Genomic DNA, 13,522 nt, shown 5'->3' with positions numbered 1-13,522 from the left:
CTGGCTGGGCGTGCATCCGGCTGCCGCCGTCGCGGCAAGCCCAGAAAGAAGGGTCCTGCGGGAGATCATGTACGGACAGTAAGACGTTCGGTGCGCGCGGCAAGTCGGGCGCCGGACACATAGTGCCTGCCTCTCTGCCGTCCGGCGGTTCATATCGCTGTAGCAGGCCGATGTGATGGTGCAGGCCATTGCTTCAGGAGGCGCATCATGTCGGCCACTCCCAATTTCGGCTTCATCGGCGAATACTGGATCGACGCGTGGCAGCGCTCCATCCTGACGCTCGATGCGTTGCGCCAGCGCGGCAACATCTTCTTCGAGCAGGCGAACAAGATCGCGCCCAGCGTCCTGGGGTTCGAGTTCGAACTGGTGCGCGACGGCCGGCTGCTGCCGCGGCCGGTCAACTACTTGCTGGTGCGCATCGTGCCGCCTGCGGGAACGGCGATCGATCCCGAGAAGGCGCCCTTTGTCGTCGTCGATCCGCGCGCCGGACACGGGCCCGGCATCGGCGGCATGCACCAGGAAAGCGAAATCGGCGTCGCGCTCGCGGCCGGCCACGAATGCTACTTCGTGAGCTTCCTGCCGGAGCCGGTGCCGGGACAGACCATCGAGGATGTCTGCATGGCGGAAGCGACGTTCGTCGAGACAGTGGCGGGCCTGCATCCCGATGCCGACGGCAAGCCGGTCATCGTCGCGAACTGCCAGGCAGGATGGCAAATCATGATGACGGCTGCGATCCGGCCCGGGATCTTCGGCCCGATCGTGCTGGCCGGCGCGCCGCTCTCCTATTGGGCGGGCGTGCATGGACACAATCCGCTGCGCTACCTGGGCGGCAGCCTGGGCGGAACGTGGGTCACCGCACTCTCGGGCGATCTCGGCAAGGGTCTCTTCGATGGCGCGAACCTGATCGCCAACTTCGAATCGCTCAATCCCGCCAATACCTACTGGCAGAAGGGCTACAACCTCTATTCCAAGGTCGATACCGAGGCGCCGCGCTTCCTCGACTTCGAGACCTGGTGGGGCAACCCGGTGCTGCTCAACGCCGGCGAGATGCAGTGGATCGCCGACAATCTCTTCGTGGGCAACAAGCTGACCGCCGGCGAGATCCGCACGTCGACCGGCATCCGTGTGGACCTGCGCAACGTACGCTCCCCCATCGTCGTGCTCTGCTCGTGGGGCGACAACATCACCCCGCCGCAGCAGGCGCTGGACTGGATCCTGGACCTCTACGAGCGGGACGACGACATCGTCGAGAACGGACAGACCATCGTCTACACGCTGCACAAGACGATCGGCCATCTCGGCATCTTCGTTTCGGGCAAGGTCGCGACCCGCGAGCATGCCGAACTCGCCTCCTGCATGGAGATGATCGATCTTCTGCCGCCGGGGCTCTATGAAGCGGTCATCACCGACATCGACGATGGGACGGTGAACCCCGGCCTGCTTCACGGCAAGTACCTGTTCCGCCTGGAAACCCGCAAGCTCGACGACATTCGCGCGCTGGGGACCAACAGCGCGGAGGACGAGCGCCGCTTCGCCACGGCCGCGCGGGTCTCGGAGGTCAACAAGGCCCTCTATCGCACGTTCCTGCAGCCGGTCGTGCAGGCCGCGACCACCGAACAATCGGCGGCCCGGGTGCGCGAAGCGCATCCCAACCGCCTGCGCTTCGCGGCCCTCTCGGACCGCAACCCGGTTGCCACGCCGATCCAGTCGCTGGCGACCGCCGTCCGCGCCGACCGCCGGCCGGTCGCCGACGACAATCCGCTGCGCGCCTGGGAAAAAGTCACGTCCTCCTGGATCGCGAGCTGCTGGCAGAATTACCAGACCGTGCGCGATGCAACGACCGAGGCGATGTTCCTCGCGACCTACGGCTCCCCCCTTCTACAGGCGATGGCCGGCATCGACACGCACGACCGCCCGAAAGCGGCCACGCGCGACCTGACGCGCGACACGATCATCGCCGAGCGGCGCGCCTCCCTCGACGAGCAATTCGAGGTGGGCGGCGTGGCGGCCGCCTTCATCCGGGCGATCGTGTATCTGCGGATGGACCAGGGTACCACCGACGAGCGCGGCTACTCCGTCCTGCAGGCGGTGCGCCGCCTCGACGCGACCAACCAGCAATCCGGCGCGGAGATCAAGGTTCTGGTGCGCGACCAGCATATGCTCCTGCGCCTCGACGAGGAGCGCGCCATCGACGCGCTGCCTCTCCTCCTGCCCGACGACCCGCAGCAGCGCGAGACGATCTGGCAGGCCATCCAGGACGTCGTGGCCGCCAGCGGCTACCCGCCGACGGAGGCCCGCATGCGCCGCATCCAGGAGGCATTGGCGCCGCATGGACAGTCTCTCCCAGGCCGGGAATTCCAGAACCAGCCCCATCAGGATCCATCGTTCCAAGATCAGGCGTTCCAAGATCAGACGTTCCAGAATCAGCCTTATCAGACTGAGCCGTTCCAGAATCAGTCGCCGGGTGGAACGTCGTACAGCTGACCTTCTCAGCGATTTCCCGATTGGACGTATTCCCGACGGATTGATTTTCCGACCATGGGATACAGAGCGGAGACATCGGTGCCCCATTGCCGGCTGAGATCCGGCAAGGTGATCTCCTCACCGCCCGAGCGGCCGAGGAGAACCACCTCATCGCCGAGCTGGGCGTCGGGAGCGTCGGTGAGATCGACGCGGATCAGCTCGGAATGGGTGGGTCCCAACAGGCGAACGCGGCGGCCGCGCACGAGAGCCGTGGCGGCGGCCGGCATGCGCCGTGGAAATCCATCGCTCCAGCCATAGGGGATCAGGCCGAGGCGCATGCCGGGACGTAGCGGCAGGAACGGAGCCGGCATAACGTCACCTGGATCGGCCAGCGATTTCACCATGACCAGGCGGCTGCGCAGGCCCACCAGCGCGTGGCGCCACGGTCGCTCGCGTCCCGCGACTGCAGGAAAGCCGTGGCCGAGAACGAGCCGGCCGGGATCGACGGCGTTGAGATCGGCCTCTGGATTGCTGAGGATGATCGCCGAGCTCGAGAGCATGCGGATCGGCGCCTCGATACCGGCTTTGGCAATGGCGTCGAACGCGGCAAGGCAGGAGGTGACCTGCGCGTCAGTGTAGCCGGCATCGACCGGGCCGTAGGACGTCATGGGATGACCATAGACGCCGGCGAGTTTGAGGGTCGCGCTGCCGGCGATGGCCTGTGCGACCGCCGCGGCATGGTGGGGCAACGCGCCGGCCCGGAAGCCGCCACCGTCGAGCTTCAGGTAGACCTGAAGCGACGTCGCATGACGCGACCAGGCCGCCACCTCCTCCAGGGTCGATAGTGTCGGCATGAAGCCATGCCGTTCCAGGAAGGGCGCCGCCTCTGGCAGGCATGTCGGATACAGGAGGATCGGCAACCCTATCCCGGCGTCGCGCGCGGCGACTGCGCGGTCGAGATTGCCGAAGGCGAGGCCGGCGACACCGTCAACGGCGGCATCCTGTACCGCGCGACCAACGGCGACATCGCCGCAACCGCTGGCATCGCCCTTGAGGCAAACGAAGATCGCGACCCCGCACCCCACCATGTCGCGCAACAGGACGAGGTTGTCCTTCACGACCGACAGGTCGATTTCGCACCAGGTCGGGCGCTTCGGGGGCAGCGGTTCGGTCATTTCCGTCTCTCGGTCAGCAATGGATGCGTGGCCGAGGACGATACCCCATTCCCGAGCGCTTGGCGGCGAGGATGCCGGGGTCGGAAACCCCGGCCTCCTCGCCCTCGCGTCCCGGTCAGACGACCAGCAGGCCGTCCGAGTTCACCCGGATGCTGAAGACGACATCCTGGAAGTCGTTGTCGCCCGACGTGACCGCCTGGTCCTCGAAGCCGATCAGGAGCTCGCGGCCGTTGGTGGAGATGCCGGACAGCGACTGGTTCGCGTCGCCCGGGTTGAGCGTCGAGAACGAGTGGAAGATCTGTGCGCCGTTGAGCTGGCCCAAGGTCGCGCTGCGCAGCGCCACCGGCAAGCCGTTGTCGAGATCGGCTACATTCAACGTACCCGGGTCCACGAAGGACAGGTTGTCCGGCAGGTTGCCGTAGGCGTCGAACCCGTCCTGTATCAGGAAGAACCCGATCTTCTCGTTGGCGTCGGGCGTGCCGAGGTTCACGGTCGCCCCGCCCGCGCCCAGCGTGTTGCTGAACAGGATCCGGACGTCGGAGATCGTGCCGTCCGCCGCGATCATGTAGGTGCCGAGGCTGTTCTTGTACTCCGAGGTGGCGGACCGCATGCTCAGGGCGAACTCGACATTGCCGTCGCCGGTGAGGAATTCCTCGCTGGCGATGCCGTTGATCAGGGCCGGGTTGACCCGGACGCCTTCCGAGAGCGTCGGCAGGTAGCGTTCGAAGGTGACGGTCGTGTGGGCATCGATGCCCGTGCCGCGCGCCACCGCCAGGAAGTCGCCGGCGGCGAAGTCGCCGACCAGATGGAAGGTCGCCCCCCCGGCGCTGAGCGTCGCCCCCTCGGCCGTCTTGATGACGGCGAGGTTCGAGCGGCCGACGAACGCGCCGTCGATGTCCAGCATGTCGGTGAGGCCGAAGCCCGAGACGCGGTCGCCGTCCAGGTTGGGCAGGCTGTCGCGCATCACGTCCGCACCGCCCCCGAGGTCGATCAGGTCGGCGCCGGCGCCGCCGCTCGCCGTATCGTCGCCCGCACCGGCCATCAGGTTGTCGATAGCCTCCGTCCCGGTGACATGGTCGTTGCCGGTGCCTCCCGGACCCGAGGCGGCGAACACGCCATCGGCGCGGCTGTTCAGGTTCTCGATGCGGATGTCCAGCGCTTCGGCGGTATCGGCCATGTCGTAGGCACGGTCAGGGGTGCCATAGCGCGCCTGCATGTAGGCCTCGAAGGCGTCCTGCTCGCCCAGCGCATTGGCCGGCGTATTGGCCGCGAGGGTGAAGTCGAGCGCCTCGTCGACCGGAATGCCCAGCATGCCGTTGTTCAGCAGGAAGCGGAAGTTGCTGCCGTTGGCCTTGATCGGGTAGCCGTCGCCGCCGTTGGCGGTGAACGACGTCGTCGACACGGTGATCACGTCCGGGGCGTCCTCGGAGATCACGCCGTTCTCCAGCACGCGCCTGACGACGACGCCGTTCTGGTCGACCAAAGAGATGTTCATCACCTTCGAGCCGGCCGCGTTGTCGGGATCGTAGGAGTAACGCAGGCCGCCAACCTGGGCGAAGCGACCCTGGTTGGCGCCGGCCGCGACGCTGTGTTCCAGGATCGCCTTCAGCCCGGCGGCGTCGGTGTCGAACACCATGGTCTTGTTGTCGAAGCGCAATGCGTTCTCGACGTCGAGCTGCGACACGCCGCCGCCTGGCTTGTCGGCGTCAGGGTTGGCGATCGGCGCGACCTTGTCGCCTTCCTGGTCGACCGAGCCGATCTGGGCACGGATTCCGCCGCCGTTGCGCAGCCCGACGATGAACATGTCGTCGGCGGCGTCACCCAGGGCCTTCTTCGCGGCATAGATGCCTGAGTCGGCTGACAGGTTGCCGAGATTGGTCTCCTGCGAACGGATGAAGGCCCGCTCGCCCTCGAGATAGACGTCGGTGAAGCCGAACACGGTACCGTCCTTCGCACCGATCACCGCATCGACGGCCTGAGTGATGTCTCGCACCTGGTCGCCTTTCGTGCCGTCGGCGAAAGCCGTCGTCTCCAGCTCGGCCTCGGTGACGCCCCACGCCTCGGCCACGTTTTCGGTGGTCGCGGCAATGGCCCCGTTGATGGTGACGTTTTCAGTCAGGCTGGCCACGATGATGTCGCCGTTGGCGTCGAAATCGACGACCAGACGGCCGAGATAGGTGTATTCGGCGTCGGTGTTGACGATCAGCGTCGTCTTGCCGTCGGCCCCCTGGGTGACGAGCGGATAGGTGTCGGCGAAATCCGCCGCATGGCCCGGGAAAGCCGCCGCCTCGTCGTCCGCGTCGCCCAGTCGGGTGTTCGAGCCCGCCGAGAGGATGATATCGACCCCCTTGAGCTTCGTCGCCAGCAGCTTCTCGTTGGCGATCTGCTGCAGATGCGCGGTCACGATGATCTTGTTGACGCCCTCGGCGATCAGCTCGTCGATGATCGGCTGCAGCTGTGCGGCCAGCAGGTCCATGTCGTCGACTTCGCCGTTGGGGCCCGCCCCGGTCGGGAAGCCCTTGACCTCGGTGCCGTTGGGCGAGGAGATCGACTCCAGGATCTGCGTCGTGGCGCCGACGATGCCGATCTTTTCTCCGCCCTCGGTGACGACCACCGCCGGGGCGATACGGCCCTTGAGCGTGCTGGCTTCGGCCACCGACGTGCCGGTGCCACCATCCAGTGTGTTCGTGTAGCGCGGCGCCAGGACGGCGTCGCCGGAGAAGTCCAGGTTCGACGACAGGTAGGGGAAGTTGGCGCCGCCCCAGGCACCGGACGGCGAGAAGGCATCGCGGAATGCCGTCGACCCGAGGTCGAACTCGTGGTTACCGATGGTCGAGGTCTCGACACCGATCGCATTGTGGATCGCAATGTCGGGCCGGCCGGCCGCGGTGGCGCCAATGCCCGCAACGGCGTTGAGCGAGGGATCGGTGCCGGCGTTGAGGAACGGGCCCGGGAGGAAGTTGTCGCCACCCGACAGGATCAGCGTGTTGGCGTAGGTACCGTCGAACGCATCGACCAGCGCCGCCAGGTTCGGTGCGGTGTCGCCGGCCAGCAGGCCCGCCTCGCCGTCCGAGAGGTGCAGGAGCTGGAGCGTGAACGGCGGCGGTGCGCCGACCTCGAAGACCGTGACCGTGTTGCTCACCTCGTTACTGGAGACCAGCAGGTCCTTGCCGGTGGGCGAATCGGCGGCCGGGATGAACAGCAGGCCTTCCGGGCTCAGGTCTCCGCTGTTGTAGGCCGCGCCCGTATAGGTGACGTGAGCGGGATCGGTGATGTCGAAGGCGAGCGTAATGTTGGAGCGCTCGAGGGCGACGAAGACGTAGGTCTGGCCGCCGATGGTCCCGATGGTGATGCCTTCCGGCTCGGGACCCTTGTTGTCACTGCGCGAATCGTCGAACAGGGCGGGGAATTGCTCGACGATGATGCGCTCGATCACGTCGGCGCTGTCGAAGACGCGGGTACCTTCCGAATCGACGATCGAGAACGACCTGCCGCCATAGGTCAGCATCTGGTCGATGTCGCCATCGCCGTCGGTGTCGCCGCGCAGCCCGGGGCTGTTGGACACCGTGTGGCGACCGAGCTCGGCCTGGTTCTTCAGCGCCGCCTCGTCGGGATAGAGCGCATTGTCGAGGTCGTACGAGCCCGAGCTGACGCGGATGGTCTCGTCGGGCGTCAGGAAGTCGTCACGGTCGTCCCCCTCGTTGGCCATGACGTAGTAGGCCTGGCCGCCCGTCGTATAGCTGGCGATCGCGTCCGGCATGTACATGCCGAAGAGGTGCGAGTCGGTGATCAGGTTGATCGCTGTCGTGCCGTTGGGCCCGTCGCGGTCGCTCACGTCGAGCTTCAGGCCGGTCCAGTCCTTGAGGCCGAGCGGCACGATGTCGGTGAAGGTCCCGGTGGCGAGGTCGAGGATCGCCAGCGCATTGGCCTCCTGCAGGGTGACCATCGCCTTGGTGCCGTCCGGCGAGATCGCGATGTACTCGGGCTCGACGTCCATCGAGACCGTCTTGCCGGCGAAGATGCGCACGCCCTCGGCCCGCAACGCGTCTTCCTGGCCGTTGAAGCTGTCGAAGGTCGCGGTCTTGACCGTGGCAGCCGGAACACCGCCCGATATGTCGATGATGCTCACCGACCCCGGCGCATCCGCACCGCTGGCGTCGAGCTCGCCCTCGTTGGCCACCAGGACGTTCTTGCCGTCCGGTGTGAAGACCAGCATGTCGGGCAAAGCACCCACCTCGACCGAGCCGAGCAGCGTATGGTCGGAGGCCTTCAGGAAGACGACGTGCCCGGGATCGGTCTTGACGGCCGCCGGCAACGCGACGGCCACAATGCCATTCTTCACCGCGACGCTGGTGATGTCGGTGGTGGCGAAGCCCAGGGCCGTGAAGTCGACCGTGGCGATCAGCGTCGGCGCCTCGGGATCGGCCAGGTTGACGACCTGCAGGCCAACGCTCGAGGTGGTGAACAGGCGGTCGCTGCCGGCGTCGAAAGCCGAGATTTCCGCACCAGCCAGTGTCAGCGAGCCCGCGACGTTGATCGAAATCGCATCGGTCGGCGTCGTCGAAACCGGCGCCGACATGTCGAAGCTCGCCACCAGCGCGTCGTGATCGCTCGCCTGGTTCGAGAATTCGGCGTTGATGTGAACGATGTCGTACTGCGCGCCGGCGCGGGCTGCGTCGGTCACGTACATGTGGTCGAGCGACTGGGAATTGCCGTCGAACACGTAGTCGTAGCGTTGGTTGACCGGCAGCATCTCGACCATGGCGTCAAGGATCGCCGTGCCGCCCGTCGTATATTCGGGCAGTGTGTCGGCATCGGCGCCATCCTGGTAGGTGGCCGTGCCCTGCAGCACCGCCATCGGCTCCTCGAACTCGAACTCGTTCAGATCGCCCGCCACCACCACCCGGGCGTCCGGATCGGCGGCCAGCAGGGAGTCGACGTAGGTGTTGACCGTCTGGGCTTGCGCCGCCCGCGCATCCTCGTCCGAATTGAACGGCGGCTGGGTACCCATCAGCGCCCCGCTCCCGCCCTTCGAGGAGAAGTGGTTGTTGACGATCGTCATGGTCTGACCGTTGAAGGTGAAGTCCGCCACGAGGGGCAGCCGCGAGTCGAAGAAGGGATGGCTGGCGTCGGCATTGCCGCCGACGGCGGTCGTCGCCGCGCCGCTGGCATCGATGGTGCGCAGCGAGCCGTCCACCAGGTCGACGCCCCTGTCGACCCGGTAGAGATAGGCGTTACGAATGTTGCCGCCGGGCTCGCCGCCGTTCAGGTCGTCGCCGATGAACGGATTGTCCTGGAAGGCATACTGGACCGTGCCACCCGAGGCGGCACTGAGGGTGTTGATGGCGTCGACCAGCATCTGCAAGGTGGCCGAGGCCGAGGTGACGCTGTCGTTGGTCGGGCCGTTATTGTCCTGCGCCTCCTGCAGGCACAGGATGTCGGGCGCCTTGAGATTGTTGAGGATCTGCTGCGCCAGCGTATTGAACTTGGCCGCGCCGTCGGACGGGTCGAGGTTCTCGATATTGTAATTGGCGACGGTCAGGCGGCTGCCGGTGCCGACGAGGGACGTCGTTTCGGGCACGAGCGTGCCGGGCGACGTCACCGTGTAGGCTTCGGTCGCCACCACCTCGTACTGGCCGAACGCGTAGCTCACGACGCCTTTGACGTCGCTGAGCTGGGCACCGACGTTGACGCCGGGCGTGACGAAGCCGGCCAGGACGCCACTGTCGTCGTCGATCTGGATCCGTTCCGGGTTGAAGTCGCCGCCCACCGTGTTGGTGTTGCCGAACGACGGCGTGCCGCCCGCGACGATCACGCCGCCCTGCGCGCTCGGGCTATTGGTGTTCAGCCCACTGGCGGGGTTGTCGTCATTGTCGACGATGGTGAAGATCTCGCCGAAGCCGTTGGTCGGGCTGACCGCGACCGGCGCCTTGACCGTGACCAGCATTCCCTCGAGGGCCTCGAAGAAGTCGATGCCGTCATTGACCGGATCGAAGGTGGTGAGGCCGTCATCGTCGAGATTGGAGGTCGGCGGCTTCAACCCGGCGCTGCCGCCGATCTGCACGGCGGCGATGGCCGGGCCGACGCCCAGGTCGGTGACGGTCGGGGCGGTGAGCTGGGTGATCGACAGGCTGCCCGCCGCGGCACCGTTGGGAACGAACTCCGACACGGCGCCCCTCACCTCGATGAGGTGACCCTTGGTCACGGTGGGCGCGCTGCCGGTGAAGACGAAGAGGGCGTCCGACGTCGCGCCGTTGCCGTCGCCCGTGGCGTCCTGGATGTAGAAGCCGTTGCTGTCGATGGCCGTCACCACGCCGCGGGTCGCCACGGTCGTGCCGACCAGAGCCGACTGATGGCCGGCGCCCTGGATGGTGTAGATGGCGGTGAGCGCCGGGCCGGCGGTGGTGAAGTCGAGGCCGCCGGCCGCAATGCCTGCGAAGTCGTTGCCGGCCGCGTCCTGGAGCGCGCCGGCCGCGACGACCACGTCGTAGTGGCTGCCGGCGGCCAGGTCGGTCGCGAGGTCGATGCGGACCTCGCTGCCGTTGATGGTGACGGTTCCGTCCGGATCGCTCGTGCCGATCGTGATCGTGCGCACGTCACCGGCGCCGTTCGTGACGGTGACGTCGCCCGTGCCGGCTTTGACGGCCTCGCTGAAGGTCAGGACGATGTCGGCGGACGGCGCCACGCCCGCGGCATTGTCGGCCGGCGTCGCGGAGGTCAGAGTCGGCGCCGTGGTATCGATCGGTTCGGAGGAAGAGATTCGGCCGGGCGAGCCGATCTCGTTGGCATCGCCGGCGGCGGCGAGCGCCCCGTTGACTCCGGTTGCGCTGAGCTGCGAGATCGGTGTCGGCGCGCCGGTCGCACCAACGGTATTGTCGAAGGTCGCGAACGACGGGCCCGCGGGCGATGCACCGAAGGCCACGGTTGCCTGCAGGACGCCGTTGTTGTTGTAGAGGTTCACGGCATCGCCGCCGGTGCCGAGACCGACTCCGCTGCCGGTGTAGTTGCCGATTTGAAGATTGGCGGGCGGGTTCGAGCCGAACCAGGTCGCCAGGAACGCGGCCTTTTTGGCCGCGAAGTCGCCGGAGGTGGCCTCGAGGAAGACGACCGACTCGCCGGCCGCGATGGAGGTGATGCCACTGAGCGCCACCGCAGCGGCGAACGAGCCCGAACTGTCGTCCATCTTCCAGCCGGTGATGTCGACGGCAAAGGCACTGCTGTTGGTGACCTCGAACCAGTCGGCCTGCAGGGCAGCGGGGCTGTTCCCGCTCGACCACGGCGCCACCTCCGAAATGAACACCTTGCCGACCGTGCCGGGCGAGCCGATCTCGGCCGCATCGCCGGCCGCGGCGAAGGCGGAGTGCACGCCCACGGCGCTCAACTGCGAGACCGCCGCGTTGGTCAGGCCGGCCGCGTTGTCGAACGTCGGATACGGACCGGCCGGCGAAGCGCCGAAGGTGATGCCGGTCTGCACAACCCCTGCGGCGTTGTAGAGGTTGACCCCGTCGCCGCCCGTGCTGAGGCCGACACCGCTGCCGCTGTAGCTGCCTACCTGCAGGTTGGCGGGCGGGTTCGAGCCGAACCAGGTCGCCAGGAAGGCGGCCTTCTTGGCATCCAGGCTGCCGGGAGCGGCCTCCAGGAAGATCACCGACTCGCCGGGATTGATGGTGCTGATGCCGTTCAGCGCCACCGCCGTGGCGAAGGATGCCGAACTGTCGTCCATCTTCCAGCCGGTGATGTCGATGGGGGTCGTGCCGCCATTGGTGATCTCGAACCAGTCGACTCCCAGGGCGGCGGGGCTGTTGCCGCTGGACCAGGGGGCCACCTCCGAGACGTAGAGGGACGGCGCGGCGGGAGCTTCGTTCTCGATATTTCCGAGATTGAGCGTGAACGCCGCGGTCGCATCCGGCGCATTGCCCACGGCGGCGTCATCGACGTTGACCGTGACCGCGTAGCTCGCCTTCGTTTCGTAATCGAGGGTCGTGCCGGCCTTGATGTACAGACCGTTGCTGTCGACCTCGAAGAACGCCGCGTCGGCGCCGCTGACGGTCAGCTGGTTGGTCCCCATCCCGTCGTCGGTGACCGCGACACTGGCCACCTTGATCCGCGTGGTCGTGTTGGAATTCTCCGGCAGCGCATTGGTCTGGTCGTTCAGGACGACGGCGGTCGGCGCCTGGTTGGCGGCCGCCGACGGTGCATAGACCCAGAGCTGGGGATGATCGAAATCGCCGCCACCATTTTCGCTGACGACGTAGAGATTGCCGTCGCGGTCCATGGTCAGGCCTTCATGCTGCTGGGCCGGGACCGAGAGCGGATTGCCGGGATCGGAAACGATGGTGAGAGAGCTTTGCACCTGCCCGGCGCGATCGATCAGGACGATCTTGCCCTCTTCCTGGCTCAGCACCAGCAGCTGGCCCGCCTGCGGCGTTCCGTTGAAGGCGGGCAGGTTCGACAGGGCGAAGACGTCGGCGAAATCGGACAGGCCGGCCAGCGCCGGATCGAAGAGATCGACCGAATTGGCGGTGTCTGCCGAGCCGTTGGTGGCGGTGCCGGCGGCGAAGTCGATGCCGGTCTGGAAGATGCCTTGCGGCCCCGACTCCTTGACGAAGATGAATCCGCCCGTCGAGGGGTCGTAGGTGAGGCCTTCCAGGCCGATGTTCTGGACGAAGGTCCCGAGGTCGACGGTCCGCGTGCCGCTGCGCTCGAGCACGCTTGCGGCGGAATAGGTGAACTCGACCGCCTGCCGGTCGCGCTCCTCCGTCATCACGAACTTGCCGTTGCCGATATAGGTGATCCCCTCCGGGTCATAGAACGCTGTGCCCTGCGGGCTGCCGCCCGGCGCCAGGGTCATGGAGTCGATCAGCTGCCCGGTCTTGCTCACCTGCACGACGGACGTGCCGCCGTCGCCGACGACGAACAGCGTGTCGGTGTCCCAGTTGTACGTAACGCCTGAGACTTCCTGGGCGAGCACGCTGTTGGCGGGAGCGTCGGTCCGCGTCGGCTCCGGCAGGTCGTATCGCGCGACCAGGACGTAGGTCGAGAGATCGATCGGCTCGTTGACGGCGCTGCTGGAAATGTTGATGTCGTCGATGCCGACCCACTCGTCGTTGCCCAGGGCGTTGGTGGTCATGACGCGAACCTCGACCTGTGCCTGGTTGTTGGCCGCGGCCGGCAGGATCACGTCGATCGCCGTCACCAGCGTGGCGCTGCCGCCGGCCGTCACGTCGGCCTGGTAGCCGCCGGCGACGTTGGCCCAGGTCCCTGTCGAGCCGACTCGGTACTGCACATTGAGCTGCTGCATCGCATTGTCCGCCGATCCGTCGATGTCGCGGGCATTGAATTGGACACGGATGTCCTGGCGGCCGGTGGCGTCGAGATAGAAGACCAGCGACGGCGCGTCGGCCGTGCCCGACCCGGTGAGCGCAACGGTCGGATCGGCAATGGCGAATTCGGTGACGCCGCCCGTGGTGAAGATGTCCGGGTCCGTTTGATTGGGGTTGACGTCGATGACCGACGGCGGCACTCCGTCCATCGTCAGCGTGCGCGGATCGGCGCCGATGATCGGCGTCATGTCGTCGCCTCTGTATCCCATGATGCCGGGCACGCCCGACCAATCATCCGAGGTGGCGATCTGACCGGCGTTGCTCCAATTCTGGGTGAGGTTGCCGGCAGCGAGCGCGTGATATGAGGTCGACATGGAACTGTGGCTCCCCGTTTACAAGCGCCAATGCCGCCCTTTGCCCCGGGCATGGCTTCGCCCTGCACCGAATCGCGGTCTGCGATTCGGGGTCAAAGGAACGACACCGGCTGAAACTCTCCGGTGATTTTCTTAGGAGCGCTTGCTTACGAGTTGATGTCACACGCTGTGCGTTGCGTGGATTTCC

The 13,522-nt window shown here is 66.6% G+C and carries 3 protein-coding genes; 1 reads left to right on the top strand and 2 read right to left on the bottom strand.

The features are described 5' to 3' along the window. The first annotated feature begins 207 nt into the window (after positions 1–207). The gene (locus ACO07K_RS03580) at positions 208–2,484 is read left to right on the top strand and encodes a DUF3141 domain-containing protein (protein ID WP_422034516.1); all 2,277 of its coding nucleotides are present in this window, start codon (positions 208–210) and stop codon (positions 2,482–2,484) included. A 5-nt stretch (positions 2,485–2,489) separates the two neighbouring features. On the opposite strand, the gene ACO07K_RS03575 is transcribed toward ACO07K_RS03580, so the two are convergent. Continuing rightward, on the bottom strand, positions 2,490–3,638 hold the full coding sequence (locus tag ACO07K_RS03575) for an alanine racemase (RefSeq protein WP_422034515.1): 1,149 nt from the start codon (positions 3,636–3,638) through the stop codon (positions 2,490–2,492). Between the two features lie 115 nt (positions 3,639–3,753). Continuing rightward, on the bottom strand, positions 3,754–13,335 hold the full coding sequence (locus tag ACO07K_RS03570) for a choice-of-anchor I family protein (protein WP_422034514.1): 9,582 nt from the start codon (positions 13,333–13,335) through the stop codon (positions 3,754–3,756). Positions 13,336–13,522 lie beyond the last annotated feature (187 nt).

Origin of the sequence: Reyranella sp. (genome assembly GCF_965228225.1) — a bacterium.
Taxonomy (GTDB): domain Bacteria; phylum Pseudomonadota; class Alphaproteobacteria; order Reyranellales; family Reyranellaceae; genus Reyranella.
The sequence above is the reverse complement of the archived record's forward strand: the minus strand, read 5'-3'. Positions and strand labels throughout refer to the sequence as shown.

Coding starts and splice junctions, on each gene's coding strand:
- ACO07K_RS03580 (WP_422034516.1), top strand. CDS start 208: ATGTCGGCCACTCCCAATTTCGGCTTCATCGGCGAATACTGGATCGAC.
- ACO07K_RS03575 (WP_422034515.1), bottom strand. CDS start 3,638: ATGACCGAACCGCTGCCCCCGAAGCGCCCGACCTGGTGCGAAATCGAC.
- ACO07K_RS03570 (WP_422034514.1), bottom strand. CDS start 13,335: ATGTCGACCTCATATCACGCGCTCGCTGCCGGCAACCTCACCCAGAAT.